Here is a 16,350-nt window from a genome sequence, read left to right as displayed (position 1 = left end):
GCCTCTATGCCGCCAGCAGCTGCTTGCGGTCGACGCGTTCCTGCTGCGGCGAACGGGCGTAGAGCTCGCGGTAGCATTTCGAGAAATGCGAGGCCGAGACGAAGCCGCAGGCGACCGCCACCTCGACCACCGGCATCGAGGACTGGATCAAGAGATGCCTTGCACGGTCGAGGCGGATTTCGAGATAGTAGCGGGCCGGCGAGCGTCCCATCTCGGTGCGGAACAGCCGCTCGATCTGGCGTCGCGACAGGTCGACATGATCGGCGATCTCGATCAGCGACAGCGGCTCCGACAGATTGCCTTCCATCAGTTCGATGATGGTCAGCACTTTCGAGTTCTGTACGCCGAGCCGGGCGCGCAGCGGCAGGCGCTGGCGGTCGGTCGGGCTGCGCACGCGGTCGGTCAGCACCTGTTCGCAGACGCGGTTGACGAGATTCTCGTCGAAATCGTCGCCGATCAGCTTCAGCATCATGTCGAGCGCGGCGGTGCCACCGGCGCAGGTGTAGATGTTCTGGTCGATCTCGAACAGGTCGGCAAAGACATTGGCCTTCGGGAATGCCTCGGAGAAGCCTGGCAGGTTCTCCCAATGGATGGCGCAGCGCTTGTTGGACAACAGGCCGGCAGCGGCCAGAACATGTGCTCCGGTGCACAGGCCGCCGACGGAGACGCCGCGATTGTATTCCTCGCGCAGCCAGGCGAAGGCGGACTTGTTCTGGTAGCGCTCGACATTGGTGCCGCTACAGACGATGGCCATATTGGGGCGATCCGGCCCTCCCATCTTCCTGCGCTCCTCCTCCAGCGAGGTGTTGACCGCGCATTCGACACCGTTCGAAGCGCGCACCGGCTTGCCGTCGATGCTGGCAAGGCGCCATCGATAGGCCTCGTAGCCGAGCATGCGATTGGCCGAGCGAAGCGGGTCGAGCGCCGTCGCAAAGGCGATCATGGTGAAGTCGGGGATAAGGAAAAATACAAACGATCGCTTGATCGGATGCTTAACGGCGTTCACGGGAACCTCACGCAGCCATGGCGCGAACAGAATGTCGCGAATAGCATAGCGACAACAGGAAAAACCATCCTTGTCAATCGGCTAAGGAGCTTTAGCAAGATTTAATTTGCGACATGGGTCGCAAATGGGCAATCGTGTTGCGACGCCGGGCAGCCGCGGCGCCGTCCATGATGGAAGCGCCGTCAGGGGTGTGCAAACAAACGCCGCCTCGGCGGAACCGGGCGGCGTCATCTATTCAGGCAGCGCGAGGGAGCGCTGCCTGCGGGATCGGTTCAGGCGACGAAACCGAGGCGTGCGGCAGCCATGGCGCCGGTCTGGCCGGGCATGGTGTTGGCAAGGCGCTGGCGCTCGAGGGCCGTGGTCAGGTTCATTTCGCGGCGAGGGAAAAGGCGGGCAAAAAGCTTCATGTTCATCTCCAATCGGTTGCTCAGACGGGTCGCCTTCGCTTGATGGAGTGGGGCAGCTCGTTTGCTGGCGCGGATATAGGCTTGTGTAAGTAAAAACTAAATCGCAAAAGCGAAGCACTTGATATGAAAAGCGACACGCAAGGCGGGAGCCTTTGTAGGCATTCCCGGATTTTTCAATAATTTACAAATGGTTAGCTCAAAACCGAGCCGCTATGCGGCTTGTTCATATGCGCCATGCAGCGGCGGCATGGCTCCGAAATTCATGTGAACGCAAATAAAAGGGCAAAACAGGTCGGTAAAACAAGAAGACCTGCCGGGCGGTTTGCGCGGCAGGCCTTCAATGCATGATACACACGGTTTACTTTGCTCCAGCCCAGGATCCGACGCCGGCGCGTATGCCGGCCTTCGTGTCGGCCGCTTCAGGCCAGCCAATATCCTTCTGCAGCTCGATCGGCAGGGAGCGGATGGCGCGTTCGGTCTGATAGCGGGCGCGGGCCGCGCTGAATTCGGTCGCAAGCCGACCGATGGATGACAGGATAGACATTTCGATCTCCTCATGTCGGGGCGGAAGTGCCCGGCAATGCCTTACGTCAGGTCTGTATCAGCTTCATTGCATGTCGAAGGCAGGTCTGTGTCGTGATCGTTTCGTGGCTGCCTTGGCAGCATCCTGCTTCGATGGAGTTGACTATGCGCCCGAACTGATGTTCAATCAAACGAAATGGAATGATAGTTTGCATCAGAAAAATTGAAGGTCGATCGTCATGAACGCCCCACTCAATCATCCGCTGCCGCTGCTGGACCTCGACGTGCTGCGCACTTTCGTGGCGATTGCCGAAACCGGCAGCTTCACCACCGCCGCCAACGCCGTCTTCCGGACGCCGTCGGCGGTCTCCATGCAGATCAAGAAGCTGGAGGATATTCTGGGCCGTTCGGTGTTCGCGCGCGATGCCCGCTCGGTGACGCTGACCACAGATGGGGAAATGCTGCTGGGCTATGCCCGCCGTCTGCTGTCGATCAATCGCGAGGTGGTGTCCAAGTTCATCGTTCCCGACATTGTCGGCGTGGTGCGGCTGGGCTCGCCGGATGACTATGGCGAGCGCGTGCTGCCGCATGTGCTGAAGCGTTTTGCGCAGTCGCATCCCTCGATCGCCGTCGACGTCACGATCGACCAGAGCAGCAATCTGCGCCGGCGCATGGATGACCGTGCGCTCGACATCACGCTGCTCACCAATTCCTACAAGACCAGCGCGCTCGGCGCCGAGGTGCTGTTGACGGAGCCGATCGTCTGGGCCGGCGCCAAGGGCGGCTGCGCGCATCTGCGCGAACCCTTGCCGGTGTCGCTGTGGGAAGAGGGCTGCGCCTGGCGGGCAGGGGCGCTCGAAGCGCTGAGCCGCGAGGGCCGCAACTACCGCATCGCCTATATGAGCGCGCATACGGCCGGCCAGCGCGCCGCCATCATGTCAGATCTTGCCGTGGCGCCGCTGCCGAAGTCTTTCCTCGGCAACGACATGGTCGAGCTCTGTCCCAAGGACGGCATGCCCGATATCGGCACCTATAACCTCGCCATGGTGGTAGCGCCGGATGCCAGCGCGCCGGTCAAGGCGGTGGCCGACCACATTCGCGCGACGTTCGAAGTCTTCCGGGAAACCGGCAAGTTCTGATCAGCCGGGGTGCTCCGACTGGAGGCTCTGCCCCGAAGCCTCGGCGGACGGCGCTTCGAAGCTTGCTCCGGCCCCTTCAGCAAGGGGCGAGGGGTTCTCGGTCAGAAACGCCACGATCCGTTCGCGCGCGCGGCGCGATTCCGGCATGTTGATCAGCGGCCAGACGTGGAACATGCCTTCCTCGTGGACGAGCTCTACCTCGACGCCGGCGGCCCGCGCCTTTTGTGCGAAGATCAGATTGTCGGGCGTGAGAAGATCGCGAGAGCCCGCCAGGAGCAATGTCCTGGGCAGCACCGAGAGGTCGCCATAGACGGGGCTGATATGCCAGTCCGTCGGATCTATTCCGGCACTGTAGAGCCGGATGGCCTCCCGTCCGCCCGCGATGCCCAGCCAGGGATCGTTCCGCTCCGCCTCGAACACCTCGGGGTTTGCAAGCGAGACGTCGAGCCCGGGTGAGATCAGCACATGGCGCGACGGCAAGGGCAGGCCTTCTTCGGCGGCCATCATGGTCAGCACCACGGCCATGTTGCCGCCGGCGGAATCGCCCATGAAGACGATGTCTTCCGCCTCCGTCTCGCCGAGCATCCGGCGATAGACGTCGCCGACCATGCCGAACATGGCGTGGAAGTCATGCTCGGGCGCGATGGGATAGATGGGCACCGTAAAGGCATAGCCCAGCCGGTCGGCCATGTCGGCGATCAGGTGCCAATGATAGGGCGTGATTTCAAAGACATAGGCGCCGCCGTGCAGATAGAGAACCCGCTTGCGCTCGCCGGCCCTGGGGGCGATCTCGTAGACGGGAAAGCCGTCGACGGTGCGTGTCTCGATGTCGAAGCGCTGCTGCACGGACACCGGAGGGTGATGGTTCTCTGTCCGGCGCGCCGCGGCGATCCAGCGCTGCAGGTTTTCCGGGCTGGAAAACGCCTTCTTGCGACTGTGCCTGAGCACGAAGGACACGACGTGGCTTTTCAAACTTGGCATGCGGATACACGAACTTCAGCGGAGCCGGCTAAGAGAAGTCCCCTTCATGTTTGAAGATCGTGCCCTGGTCGAAGATGTCAAGATTTACGCTGTGTGCACACGTCGCTGTGATCGGCGCCGCATTTCTCGCGGGAGGGATCAGCGCTGCGGCAGAAGGGCTGCGCGCAGGCGGTTGCTGGTGACGGCCGGAGCCCCGCGCGGGCTCCGGCGCGTGCCGAGCAGTTTGCACTTGTCGGCGAAGGTCATCAGCGCGTAAAGCCCAAGAGCAGGGCGGAAAGTGCTGCCTGCGGGTCGCTGGGCGGCGAGGCCGGCCAGCCGATGTCCTTCTGGACATGCGCCGGCAGGCTGTTCAGGGCGCGGACGGCCTTGTTCCTGGCATGGGCCTGCCTGATGGTCGCACCGTAGCGGCCGAGATTTTCAAACATCGACATTTTCATCTCCCTTGAAGAACGGCGGCGGCCGAGGATTATCTTCGGCCGCCGTTCGATGCCGGGTAAATGCGCCTGCCATGTATCGGTCGGATTTCGCGAAAACGGTGATTTGGTTTCCGGATCAGTCAATCCCGAAACATTTGCATACAAATGAATTGGACCAGGCAACCAACTCTGAAATCTCGGGCGCTGCCCCTCATTGTCCTGCCGGACATTTCTCCTCGTATAGTGACGGGGCGAAAGTGGCCATCGTTGATGATTTCGCCAATCACAGACGTTGCCGAACAGGCGCCAAGGTTGCGGGGAGCTCCCGTCTTCCCGTCAGTATACGGGGAGAAGGTGGCGGCACCCGGATGAGGGGCGACGCCAACAGTTCGGGAAAGCACTCGGCTGCGCGGCTGTCTACTCCCGTCCACGCCGCGCGGCGTGGCCTTCGCGCGAGCGCCGGCGCGGGGTGGCGTCGCCGGCGATGCCGTCCTCGCTCACCGTCTTGCGCGGCGGCAGCTTCACCGCCGCCGACAGTTTCGGGAACGGATCGACCTTGTTCGGCAACGCCATCGCATAGACGAAGTGCTCCTGGAATTTGGGCTCCAGTGCGGTCTCGATCTTCTCGATCTGGCTAACCGTCTCCTCGATCTCGCGACGATAGCCGCGATTGAGCAGCGCCATGCGCGCACCCGCGCCGGCGGCGTTGCCGACGGCCGAGACCTTGTCGAGGTCGCAATCGGGGATCAGGCCCAGCACCATGGCGTATTTCGGATCGATGAAGGAGCCGAAGGCGCCGGCGAAATGGATGCGGTCGACATGCTCGGTGTTCTGCTTTTCCATCAACAGCTTGGTGCCGGCATAGAGCGCCGCCTTGGCGAGCTGGATGGCGCGCACGTCGGTCTGGGTGATGGTGATCTTCGGCTCGCCTTCCTTCAGCACGTAGGAGAAGGTGCGGCCGTTGGCGACGATACGCGGCGAGCGCATGCTGAGCGATCCGTCGACGACGCCGTCTTCGGAAATGATGCCGGCCAGATACATCTCCGCAACGATCTCGATGATGCCGGAGCCGCAAATGCCGGTGACGCCGGTCGCCTGCACGCTGTCGAGGAAGCCCGGCTCGTCGGACCACAGTTCCGAGCCGATGACGCGGTATTTCGGCTCCAGCGTCTCGGGATCGATGCGCACGCGCTCGATGGCGCCGGGCGCTGCGCGCTGGCCGCCGGAAATTTCCGCGCCTTCGAAGGCCGGACCGGTGGGCGAGGAAGCAGCCACGACCCGCGCACGATTGCCGAGCACGATCTCGGCATTGGTGCCGACGTCGACGATCAGCATCATCTCGTCCTGGCGATGCGGGCCCTCCGACAGCGTCACCGCCGCGGCGTCGGCGCCGACATGGCCGGCGATGCAGGGCAGCATGTAGAGACGTGCGCCCGGGTTGAGCTTGAGACCGATATCCGAGGCCTTGATGCGCACCGCGCCCGAGACGGCGAGCGCGAAGGGCGCGCCGCCGAGCTCGGTCGGATCGATGCCGAGGAATAGATGGTGCATGATCGGATTGCCGACGAAGACGGAATCCAGGATGTCGTTGCGCTGGACACTGCCTTCGGCGCAGACCTTGTCGACAAGGCCCGAGATCGCCTCGCGCACGGCGACCGTCATGCCTTCGCGCCCATCCGGGTTCATCATCACATAGGAGACGCGGCTCATCAGATCCTCGCCGAAGCGGATCTGCGGGTTCGATGTGCCGGAGGAAGCGGCGACGCGGCCCGACAGCAGCGACACCAGATGCATGGCGATGGTGGTCGAACCGATATCGCAGGCCAGCCCATAGGCCTCGTTCTTGAGGCCGGGCCACAAAGCGATGACGCGCGCGATGTCGCTGTCGGCGTCCTTGTGGATGGCGGCGGTCGCGGTCCAGTTGCCCTTGCGCAGGATGCCCTGCACCTGCGGCAGCAAATAGAAATCGAATTCGAGGTTCTTGAAGTTCCAGTCCTTCATCAGCGCGATCTTGAGTCGGTCGAGGTCGCCTGACGGATTGTGCATGTCGGGTTCTTCGATCTCGACATAGCACATGCGGATCGCCGTATCGCGGGCGATCACCCTGGTGTCGGCATCCTTGCGGATGGTCTGTGCGTTGATGACCGTGTCCTGCGGGACGTCGATGACAAGGTCGCCGAGGATCTGCGCCGAGCAGGAGAGGCGGCGACGTTCTGGCAGGCCGCGCACGCGCTCATAGCGCTCTTCCTTGGGCCCCTTGGGCGAGATGTGGTCGTTGGAGGAGACGATCTTGTGCTTGGCGAAATTGCCTTCCTGAACCTCGATCTGACAGCGCCCGCAAGTGGCGCGCCCGCCGCACACGCTTTCGACATAGACGCCGAGCTGGCGCGCGGCGTCGAGCACCGGCGTGCCGACCGGAAACCGCCCGCGCTTGCCCGACGGCATGAACAGCACGAGCGGATCGGTGATGTTGGTATGCGAATTCACGATTGCGCGCTTATCCCCTTGCCATGCGGGCTTCACGGCCGCCACGACGGCGACCGCCATTGCCGCCTTCGCCTGGTGCATTGACCGCCGTCGGTGCGGCGACCGCCTGGCCGCCTTCGGCCGGCTTGTAATCCTTATAGGTGCGAATCCAGTTGGTGCAATTCTCGTCGGTGCCGTTCAGAACGTTGGCGCCGCGCACGGCCTCCATTTCCTGCGGCCGCACGGGGTTCATGATCGCCGATGTCATGCCGGCGCCGATCACCATCGGGATGAAGGCGGCGTTGATGCCGTGGCGGTGCGGCAGGCCGAAGGAGATGTTGGAGAGGCCGCAGGTGGTGTTGACCTTCAGTTCCTCGCGCAGGCGCCGCAGCAGGGCGAACACCTGGCGGCCGGCATCGCCGAGCGCGCCGATCGGCATGACCAGCGGGTCGACGACCACATCATGCGCGGGAATGCCGAAATCGGCGCAGCGCTCGACGATCTTCTTGGCGACGGCGAAGCGCACATCCGGATCCATCGAAATGCCGGTCTCGTCGTTGGAGATGGCAACGACCGGCACGTTGTATTTCTTGATCAGCGGCAGGATGGCCTCGAGCTTTTCCTCCTCACCGGTGACGGAGTTGACCAGCGGGCGGCCCTTGGCGACCTTCAGAGCCGCCTCGATCGCGGCGGTGACCGAGGAGTCGATCGACAGCGGCAGGTCGACCAGGCCTTGCACGATCTCCAGCGTCTGCACCAGCAGCGCCGGCTCGGTCGCGTTGGGATCGACGGCAGTGACGCCGGCATTGACGTCGAGCATGGTGGCGCCACAAGCGGCCTGTTCCAACGCGTCCTTGATCACGGTCTCGAAATTGCCGGCGACCATCTCGGCGGCGAGTTTCTTGCGGCCGGTCGGGTTGATGCGCTCGCCAATCACGCAGAAGGGCTGGTCGAAGCCGATGATGATTTCTCGTGTCGCCGAGGCAACGATGGTCCGGGTCATGAAATCTCTCCGTCGTGATATAAAGAGTTCTTTATATCGTTATCTCTTGTCGATCAAGCGAATGGTGGTTCTCAGCGCAAGTCAATGCGCGGTCTTCACCATGTCCACCTGGGTTTCGGTAACATCGTCGTGCAGGATATGGTCGAGCCGGTCGGCGACCATCTGGTCATCGCGGCGGATCTCGCGTTTCCAGGGCTGGCGGCCCTTCAGCACGCCCGATTCATCGACGATCTCGGCGACATACTCCTCCTGACGGTAGGCCATCACATGGATGCCCGAAACGCCCGGGATTTCCTTCACCTCATTGATGATGTCGATGCAGAGCTGCTTGCCTTCCTTCTTCTGGTCCTGGGCGCCTTCCAGCCGCTTGATGACGGTATCGGGAATATGGATTCCCGGCACGTTGGAGCGGATCCATTTGGCCGTCTTGGCCGAGGCGAGCGGTCCGACGCCGCACAGGACGAACACTTTGTCCGTGTGGCCGAGGTCGCGTGCCTTTTGCATGAAGGTCTTGAACATCGGTACGTCGAAACAGTACTGCGTTTGAACGAACTGCGCGCCGGCGGCGATCTTCTTGCCGAGATGGATCGGGCGGAAGTCGAAGGGCGGTGCGAACGGATTGACCGCCGCGCCGAGGAACAACTGCGGCGGCGTGGTAAGCTTGCGGCCGGACAGGAACTTGCCGTTGTCGCGCATGATGCGGATGGTTTCGAGCAGCGACATGGAATCGAGGTCGAACACCGGCTTGGCGCCGGGCTGGTCGCCGGCCTGCACGCCGTCGCCTGTCAGGCACAGCATGTTGGCGACACCCATGGCAGCCCCGCCCAGCACGTCGCCCTGGATGGCGATGCGGTTCTTGTCCCGACAGGCGATCTGCATGATCGGGGCATAGCCCATGCGGGTCAGGAGCGCGCAGATGCCGACCGACGACATGTGGCAATTGGCGCCCGACGCATCGACGGCGTTGATGGCGTCGACCCAGCCGTCGAAGATCTTCGCCCTGTTGTAGACGTCTTCGGGATCGGCACTGTCGGGCGGGTTGAGCTCTGTGGTGACAGCGAATTCACCGCGTCGCAGGACGCGCTCGAGCCGGCCGCGCGAGGTGTGGCCGGGCAAGGGGTCGAGCGGCAGATGGATGCCGGCCGGGTTCTCGTCACGCTGGCGGGCGATCATGCGGCCGCTCCGGTCTTCGCATCGGCCGCGGCTTCACGGGCCGCTGCCGCCTGCGCGGTGACGCGCAGCCAGGCGGACGTTTCGCGCAGCGACTGGTCGACCGGCTTCTGCACCGCAAGAATCCTGTCGCCGTGCTCCATGTTGCGCGCCCCCTCCCAGGCCTTGACCCAGACGCAAGGCATGTCGGGCTCGACCTCGCAATTGCCGTTGGCGCGCACGCCGCCGCAGGGGCCGTTGCGCAGCTGTTTTGGGCAGTTCATCGGGCACGACATGCCGGTCGAGGACAGGATGCACTGGCCGCACATGCGGCAGTCGAACATGAAGCCCTTGACGCGCTTTTCGACAAACTTCACAGGGGCCTCGACACGGCTGTAGCCGATGCCTTTCCACAAGGGATGCAGCAGAAGGAACGTGTCGGCGAAGCGGGCATAGAACCATTCGAGCAGACGCGAGTGCCGGACCGACCACAATCTCACCGCGAAGGAGCGCTGCACGCGCCGCTGCGGCGACACGTCGGCCGGCTTGTAGTCGGATTTCGGCGCCGCCGTCTTGACCAGGGTCGCCTGGGTGACCGGCTGCAGGGCCGCCGGGCTCTCCTTGGCGGGAATGGTTTCAGACATTTTCTTTGCCGCCCGCCTTGACCAGAGCGACCAGCCGCTCGCGGTCATATTTCGCGTCGATGTCCTGGAATGCCTTCTCGACCTCGGCTTCGAGATCGTCGCCGACCGGAACCGGATCGGCCTTGCGCCATTCGGCCAGATAGTCGTCCGTGCCGCCCGCGCCGGTCCGCATGGCGCACATGTCGATCGCCTCGGTGAAGCGCAATGGCAGTTCGCGCTTGGCGTTCTGGCGGCCTTTCCTGACGATGACCTGGGCAGGGATGTCGCGCCAGTAGACGACGATCAGATCGGCCATGAATTCTCACTCCTCGATCTGCGAGCATTGCCGCATGCGCAATTGGGCCGCTTGTTATGGGACGACGCGCGCGCATTCAAAAGCGACGCATTTGGATGTCGTAAAATGAAAGGCGCGTTTATTCGTTCCGGCTTGTGCGTCGGCAGGCTCGAAACGCTGGGATAGCCCTGCCTTCTGCACGCGGCGCCGGACGAGGAATGCGCTACCAGATGCCGGTTCTGAGCCCCGTCCAGAGATAGAACCAGATCGTCGGATGGTACCACTGTTTCGATGGCAGGCCTGGATCGAACGTCGTCATTTTTCCGGCAAGGGCATCACTGACCGCCTCGACGCAGATGTCGCGCGAAAACGCCGTCTGGCGCAGCGCATAGCTTGAGATCGTGTCGCCTGGTTTCGGGTGGCCGTAGGCCTGTTTCAGCACGCCGCCCGTGTCCACGCCGGCATCGACAAGATGCACCGTGGTGCCGAAATTCGCGGAATCGCCTGATGCCAAAGCCCAGTAGCCGCCATTCATGCCGCGATATTTCGGAGTGATGCCTGCGTGATAGTTGAGCACCGGGCAGGGCATCCTGGCCAACATGTCCTTCGACAGGAGTCGGCAACCGTTAAGCAGGACAACGCCTGGCTGGATTCTCTGGATCGCCGCGAGACACTCCGGCCCGTTGGCCGAGGCAACATGAATGATCTCCTGGCCCGGCCGCGGCTCGGTCTCGAGCTTCTCTTCGGCGATCAATCGGGCGGCATGGCTGGCGTAGAGCCGCTTGCCCAGCCTGCTCAGCACCATCGTGCCGAACTGGCCGATGACCTGCAGCCAGCCCTGGCGACGGGCACGGCCAAGCAGCAATCGCTTTTTGGATTCAGGGACTTCCAGGATGACGATGACAGGGCCGACACGGTCGGCAATGGCGTTGACCATTGCCCATACGTGCTGGCCTCCTCCGGTAACGACCACGATCGGTCTCGGATTGGTTTCCGGTACTGCCATTGATCTTGCCACCCCTGGGACCAACTGCCACGGCCGGAGCTTAGACTAGGCGGGTTAATCCTTGGTATGCCGGAGCCGGCAGGAAGGCTCCGCTCAGCGCTTGAACTCCATGATGTCGAGCTTCGATTCGTAATAGGGAGCGGGGAATTCGATGCGCCATTCCTCGGCACTATTGCGGAAGGCGTAGCCGACCTGGTCGGTCCGAGGACCGCTGCCATAGGGTTTTGCCTGGTCGTTGTTGACAGAACCGGAACCGAGATAGATCGCGCGCTTTTCGCCGTCGTCGAAGAAGCGGCCCTTGGTGCGCTGCGAGCCGGTGAGCTTTTCCAGCCGCCAGCCGGAGCCGTCGTCGGTCACCCTGCATTTGAACCAGCCATAGATAACGAGCGGGCTCAGCCCGCCCACCTTGATGGTGCGGCATTGCCATTTGCCGGTGAGGTCCTTGTCGGAGAAAGCAACCAGCGGCTTGGCCAGCAAGGCGTCGAGCTGCCTGACCTCGCCAGGATTGCCCGCCTTCGCCTCGGCAAGAGCCGCCTTGCGCGTCTCGCCATATTTGTCCAGCCGCGCCTTGTCGGCGGCGGTGATCAGCTTCTGCACCTCGCCGTCGGCAAGCGCGGGCAAGGTGCAGCAGAGAAGGCCGGCAACGGCAAGCATCGGGCGAAGGGTCATCGGCATTCCTCGTCGGTGTCCGGCAGCCGACCGCTGGACGGCGCCTTTGCTTGGCTTGCGCGCAATTTACCCATTCGCGGCAGGCTGTCATCCGTGCTTAACAATGTCCGAGGTTAAAAACGATGGTGCGGCGAAATGCGGATCTTGTTTACAGGATCGTCGGGCTGGCTGGGTCGAAAGTGAGCCTGCCATGGCGATAGACGGCGACAGCCTTCCGCGGGGACTGTCCGGAAAGATGTTTCGGACCGCAGCTGACAGCACCACCGGGGTCGTGGTGCTCGGCGGTTCCAGCGGTCGGGTGGACGTGTCGCGAGCCAGGCTTTTTGCTAGTCAAGGAACGACGGCGGTTGCGCTCCGCTGGTTCGGGGACGAGGGCCAAGCCGCCGGCATCTGCGAGGTGCCGCTGGAGATTTTCTTTGCCGCGGCGGACTGCCTGGTGGAACTCGGCTGCAAGCGGATCGTCTTTGTCGGCACGTCGAAAGGCGCCGAAGCCGCGTTGCTGGCGGCAGTGCACGATTCGCGTATCAGCGCAGTCGTCGCGTTCAGTCCTTCGTCAGTCGTATGGGGAAACATCGGTGCTGGCCTCGATGGCATCAGCTGGCCGGAGCGCTCGTCCTGGACTCTGCGGGGCAGGCCACTTCCCTTTGTTCCCACGGATCCTGAATGGGAGCCAGAATATAGAGACGGTCTTATCACCTACAGGAGCTTGTTCGAACATTGCCTGAAGAGGCACGAAACCAAGATCGAGGCGGCGACCATACCCTTGGAGAAGTCCAACGCCCGGATCCTGCTCGTCGCAGGACGCGATGATGCCCTTTGGCCCTCGGACAAATTTGCGACCTCAATTGTGGAACGGCGAGCCGACGCCGGTTTGCCGACCCAACTTGTCCTGGCGGAGGACGCGGGTCATCGCGTATTGCTGCCGGGCGAAACGACGCCGCGATCATCCTTGCACGCGCATGGTGGAAATGATGAGGCTGACGCCAGATTGGGGCAATTGGCCTGGGAACAGATCAAGGCCATTCTCCAGTAGAAGGCGGCGATCCGTCCTGTCTTTGCCTTCGGAAAGGGCGATCGCCAATAGCCGCGCAGGAGGGCCGCAGCCCGGCCAACGTCAGACGTCAGCCGCGGCCTTGGCCAGCCCGGCCGTCAGGTCTCCATAGCCTGTTGCGCGCCGCTCATAGACGAGGCCAAGCAGATTCGCGGCCTTTTCCGCGACCTTGTCGAGCTCCGGATCGTCGGTCTGGGCCAGGTAGATCAGCTTCTCGTAATTGCCGAAATAGTCCTTGATCAGCTCCGGATGCCTGTCGAGGCCGAGCGGCTTCATGAAGAAGGCGTCGAACTGGCGGCAGAGGAAATCGGTCATGTAGAAGGACATCATGTCGTCGTCGGCGACCTTCGCATAGGCATCCATGCCCTGGTAGAAGGCGAAGCAATGCGGACCGGCCATGCGTTCGACGCCATGCTTCTCGCAGACCCGATCGAGCAGGCCGCCGGTGCCGCAATCGGCGTAACCGACGAAGATGTTGCTGTAGCCTTCCGCCTTGGCCTTTTCGATGGCCTTGTCCATCGCCGGCGCGATGCGGTCCGGATAGAAATGAAACTCGGCCGGAAGGCATGTCAATTCGAGGTGATGAAGCCCGAGCTGTTCCTTGACGGCCAACACCTCGCGCGCAATCATCCCGCAGGCGATGATGAGCAGCTTGTCCGCTTGATTCTGCTTGGGTCTGGGCATCTTCATGAAACCAGCCGAGCCGGCTTTCGTTGCTGTGGGGCGATCTACCGAGAGAGGGATAAACCGTCGATGAAACTGTTACGCATTGCGCCAATCACAATCCTGGCTTGTGCCCTGGCCCTTTCGGCCTGTGCCAACACCGTCCGCGGCGTCGGCAGGGATATCAAGTCTACCGCGAAGGCCGTTGACGATACCGTCAAGAAACCCTGACCGCCGCTGCTCCCAACATCTGGGAACAAAAAAGCCGCGCTGCAAGGCGCGGCTTCGTCTGTCGAGCGTCCGCCTTGCCTTGTATCAGGCGGAAGCGCGCACATTGTGTTTACGCTTCATGAAGTCCTTGGCCGTCTCGACCGCCACAGCGGCGTCGCGGCAATAGGCGTCGGCGCCGACCGCCTTGCCGAATTCCTCGTTCAGCGGCGCACCGCCGACCAGGACGACGTAGTCGTCGCGGATGCCCTTTTCCTTCATCGTGTCGATGACGACCTTCATGTAGGGCATGGTGGTGGTCAGCAGCGCCGACATGCCGATAATGTCCGGCTGGTGCTGCTCGATGGCGTCGAGATATTTCTCGACCGCATTGTTGATGCCAAGGTCGATGACATCGAAGCCGGCGCCTTCCATCATCATGCCGACGAGGTTCTTGCCGATATCGTGGATGTCGCCCTTGACGGTGCCGATCACCATCTTGCCCTGCTTGGGCGCGCCGGTGGCGGCGAGCAGCGGGCGCAGGATGGCCATGCCGGCCTTCATCGCATTGGCCGACAGCAACACTTCGGGGACGAACAGGATGCCGTCGCGAAAATCCTCGCCGACGATGCGCATGCCCTCGACCAGCGCCTCGGTCAGCACCTTGTAAGGCGCCCAGCCGCGCTCGAGAAGGATGTTGGTGCCTTCCTCGATCTCTTCCTTCAGACCGTCGTAGAGATCGTCGTGCATCTGCTGCACCAACTCGTCGTCGGAAAGCTCGGAGAGGATAATCTCGTCGTCGGACATTGTTTCTCAGGCTCCTTGCTGCCGGGAACGACCATGGCAGCTTAAAATCAACGCGCCAATACCTAACCCGCGAGGGGCGCGTATCCATAGCTGATTTGCGACTTCCCGCAAAAGGAAAGCGACTGAAAAATCTATCGGTTTTCTTGTCGATTTTGCGACAGGCGTTGGCGCGGACGGGCCGTTTCGAATAGGGTGCATGGCTACGATCCGCCGGAAGCCGCGATAGGCGGCCACAACGGTTCCGGGCCGGGCGCTAATCAAGCCGGTCCAAATTCAGGGAAGAACGATCATGAGCGAACACGCGGCAGTGGACCAGGAAGCGTCAAACGCGCGACGTGGACGCGGCGCCAGCGGCGGGGCGGCGGCAAGGCGGGCGGCGCGTTCGGGCGGCGGTCCCGGCACCCAGCTCACCTACATCAAGCGCAAGATCAACGTCTATGAAGTGCTCGACGAGGAAGGCCTGGCGCTGATCGAGAAGAACACCGATACGGTGCTCGAGGAAATCGGCATCATCTTCCGCGACGATGCGGAGGCGTTGCAGCTGTGGAAAGAGGCGGGCGCCGACGTCAAGGGCGAGCGCGTGCATTTCCCGAAGGGGCTCTGCCGGTCGCTCTTGAAGACCGCGCCCTCCATCTACACCCAGCATGCCCGCAATTCCGAACGCTCAGTGCAGATCGGCGGCAATGCTACCGTCTTCGCCCCGGTCTACGGACCGCCCTTCGTGCGCGACCTCGACGGCGTCAGGCGTTACGCGACAATTGAGGATTTCCAGAATTTCGTGAAGCTCGCCTACATGGCGCCTTCGATCCACCATTCGGGCGGCACCGTGTGCGAGCCGGTCGACGTACCGGTCAACAAGCGCCATCTCGACATGATCTACGCGCACATCAAATATTCCGACAAGCCGTTCATGGGTTCGGTCACCGCGCCGGAACGTGCTGAGGACACGGTCGCCATGGCCAAGCTGGTGTTCGGCGACGACTTCGTCGAAAACAACACGGTCCTGACCAGCCTGATCAACGCCAACTCGCCGATGGTGTTCGACGAAACCATGCTTGGCGCGCTGAAGGTCTATGCGCGCCACAACCAGGCCTGCATCGTCACGCCGTTCATCCTCGCCGGCGCGATGAGCCCGGTGACGGTCGCCGGCACGCTGACCCAGGTGCTTGCCGAGGTGCTTGCCGGCGCTTCATTCACGCAGCTGATCCGGCCGGGCGCGCCGGTGCTGTTCGGCACGTTCGCCTCGTCGATCTCGATGCAGTCGGGCGCGCCGACCTTCGGCACGCCGGAGCCGTCGCTGGTGTCCTACGGCGCCGCACAGCTCGCACGGCGCCTCGGCCTGCCGTTCCGCACCGGCGGTTCGCTCTGCGCTTCCAAAATCCCGGATGCGCAAGCAGCCTATGAAAGCGCCAACACGCTGAACTCGACCATTCTGGCCGGCACCAATTTCGTCCTCCATTCGGCCGGCTGGCTCGAGGGCGGGCTGGCGTCCTGCTACGAAAAATTCATGATGGACATCGACCAGCTCGGCATGACGCAAAAATTCTCCGAAGGCGTCGACCTGTCGGAAAACGGCCAGGCGATGGACGCCATCCGCCAGGTCGGGCCGGGCAGCCACTATCTCGGCTGCGACCACACGCAGGCGAATTTCCAGACCGCCTTCTACCGTTCCAACATCGCCGACAACAATTCCTACGAGCAGTGGCTGGCCGAAGGGGAGAAGACCGCGCCGCAGCGCGCCAACGAACTCGCGCGCCGCTGGCTGGAGAGCTACGAGGCGCCGCACCTCGATCCGGCGATCGACGAAGCGCTGAAGGACTTCATCGCCAAGAAGAAGGGGTCGATGCCCGACGCCTTCACGTGAAAGGAGCCCGAGTCAGGCGGGGCTAAAGTCGCCAACATCATCCACAAGGAAGTCTGGCGGAGCGCTTTCTCCGATC

General features: G+C 62.7%; 17 protein-coding genes. 3 read left to right on the top strand and 14 right to left on the bottom strand.

Annotated features, from left to right (window positions below):
- Window positions 1–4 precede the first annotated feature (4 nt).
- From LB533_RS12145 to LB533_RS12140, 3 genes are all read right to left on the bottom strand, one after another.
- Entirely contained in the window at window positions 5–943 is a 939-nt protein-coding gene (locus LB533_RS12145; protein ID WP_263482988.1) for a GlxA family transcriptional regulator, read from the bottom strand.
- A gap of 335 nt (window positions 944–1,278) precedes the next feature.
- On the bottom strand, window positions 1,279–1,413 hold the full coding sequence (locus LB533_RS29845; protein ID WP_127853696.1) for a hypothetical protein: 135 nt from the start codon (window positions 1,411–1,413) through the stop codon (window positions 1,279–1,281).
- A gap of 358 nt (window positions 1,414–1,771) precedes the next feature.
- The gene (locus tag LB533_RS12140; RefSeq protein WP_140495643.1) at window positions 1,772–1,957 is read right to left on the bottom strand and encodes a hypothetical protein; all 186 of its coding nucleotides are present in this window, start codon (window positions 1,955–1,957) and stop codon (window positions 1,772–1,774) included.
- Between the two features lie 217 nt (window positions 1,958–2,174).
- On the opposite strand from LB533_RS12140, the gene LB533_RS12135 reads away from it, so the two are divergent.
- Window positions 2,175–3,074, top strand: coding sequence for a LysR substrate-binding domain-containing protein (locus tag LB533_RS12135; RefSeq protein ID WP_140551349.1), 900 nt, complete (start codon window positions 2,175–2,177; stop codon window positions 3,072–3,074).
- Here the strand turns inward: LB533_RS12135 and LB533_RS12130 are convergent, their stop codons facing one another.
- The 9 genes from LB533_RS12130 to LB533_RS12090 form a co-directional block, all read right to left on the bottom strand.
- Window positions 3,075–4,055 (bottom strand): alpha/beta hydrolase, encoded by a 981-nt coding sequence (locus LB533_RS12130; protein ID WP_224677261.1) that lies wholly within the window; start codon window positions 4,053–4,055, stop codon window positions 3,075–3,077.
- A 245-nt stretch (window positions 4,056–4,300) separates the two neighbouring features.
- Window positions 4,301–4,486 carry a hypothetical protein gene (locus tag LB533_RS12125; RefSeq protein ID WP_140559670.1) on the bottom strand — a complete coding sequence of 62 codons (186 nt, stop codon included), beginning with the start codon at window positions 4,484–4,486 and terminating at the stop codon, window positions 4,301–4,303.
- A gap of 402 nt (window positions 4,487–4,888) precedes the next feature.
- Window positions 4,889–7,018 carry an ASKHA domain-containing protein gene (locus LB533_RS12120; RefSeq protein ID WP_224677260.1) on the bottom strand — a complete coding sequence of 710 codons (2,130 nt, stop codon included), beginning with the start codon at window positions 7,016–7,018 and terminating at the stop codon, window positions 4,889–4,891.
- A complete protein-coding gene (locus LB533_RS12115; protein ID WP_140639040.1) occupies window positions 6,969–7,940 on the bottom strand; it encodes a methyltetrahydrofolate cobalamin methyltransferase in 972 nt (323 codons plus the stop codon). The genes LB533_RS12120 and LB533_RS12115 overlap by 50 nt, the downstream gene beginning before the upstream one ends.
- An 81-nt stretch (window positions 7,941–8,021) precedes the next feature.
- Window positions 8,022–9,113, bottom strand: a complete 1,092-nt coding sequence (locus LB533_RS12110; protein WP_224677259.1) for a methylenetetrahydrofolate reductase — start codon at window positions 9,111–9,113, stop codon at window positions 8,022–8,024.
- Window positions 9,110–9,733, bottom strand: coding sequence for a methylenetetrahydrofolate reductase C-terminal domain-containing protein (locus tag LB533_RS12105; RefSeq protein WP_224677258.1), 624 nt, complete (start codon window positions 9,731–9,733; stop codon window positions 9,110–9,112). The genes LB533_RS12110 and LB533_RS12105 overlap by 4 nt, the downstream gene beginning before the upstream one ends.
- Complete coding sequence (locus LB533_RS12100) at window positions 9,726–10,028, bottom strand: virulence factor (protein WP_140516337.1); 303 nt, start codon at window positions 10,026–10,028, stop codon at window positions 9,726–9,728. The genes LB533_RS12105 and LB533_RS12100 overlap by 8 nt, the downstream gene beginning before the upstream one ends.
- Before the next feature lie 202 nt (window positions 10,029–10,230).
- Entirely contained in the window at window positions 10,231–11,013 is a 783-nt protein-coding gene (locus LB533_RS12095; protein WP_224677257.1) for a formyl transferase, read from the bottom strand.
- A gap of 93 nt (window positions 11,014–11,106) precedes the next feature.
- A complete protein-coding gene (locus LB533_RS12090; protein WP_224677256.1) occupies window positions 11,107–11,682 on the bottom strand; it encodes a DUF4893 domain-containing protein in 576 nt (191 codons plus the stop codon).
- A 190-nt stretch (window positions 11,683–11,872) separates the two neighbouring features.
- Between LB533_RS12090 and LB533_RS12085 the strand changes: the two genes are divergently transcribed.
- Window positions 11,873–12,715: an acyl-CoA thioester hydrolase/BAAT C-terminal domain-containing protein gene (locus tag LB533_RS12085; protein ID WP_224677255.1), complete on the top strand. Its 843-nt coding sequence runs from the start codon at window positions 11,873–11,875 to the stop codon at window positions 12,713–12,715.
- Window positions 12,716–12,796: 81 nt separating this feature from the next.
- Here the strand turns inward: LB533_RS12085 and LB533_RS12080 are convergent, their stop codons facing one another.
- Together LB533_RS12080 and LB533_RS12075 are read right to left on the bottom strand one after the other, a co-directional pair.
- The gene (locus tag LB533_RS12080) at window positions 12,797–13,423 is read right to left on the bottom strand and encodes a DUF1638 domain-containing protein (protein WP_224677254.1); all 627 of its coding nucleotides are present in this window, start codon (window positions 13,421–13,423) and stop codon (window positions 12,797–12,799) included.
- A 288-nt stretch (window positions 13,424–13,711) separates the two neighbouring features.
- On the bottom strand, window positions 13,712–14,410 hold the full coding sequence (locus LB533_RS12075; protein WP_095764935.1) for a corrinoid protein: 699 nt from the start codon (window positions 14,408–14,410) through the stop codon (window positions 13,712–13,714).
- Between the two features lie 289 nt (window positions 14,411–14,699).
- Here LB533_RS12075 and LB533_RS12070 point away from each other — a divergent pair, with 289 nt between their 5' ends.
- Window positions 14,700–16,274: a trimethylamine methyltransferase family protein gene (locus LB533_RS12070; protein WP_140559618.1), complete on the top strand. Its 1,575-nt coding sequence runs from the start codon at window positions 14,700–14,702 to the stop codon at window positions 16,272–16,274.
- The last annotated feature ends 76 nt before the right edge of the window (window positions 16,275–16,350 follow it).

It is taken from the genome of Mesorhizobium sp. BR1-1-13 (assembly GCF_020165515.1).
Classification (GTDB): Bacteria; Pseudomonadota; Alphaproteobacteria; order Rhizobiales; family Rhizobiaceae; genus Mesorhizobium.
The sequence above is the reverse complement of the archived record's forward strand: the minus strand, read 5'-3'. Positions and strand labels throughout refer to the sequence as shown.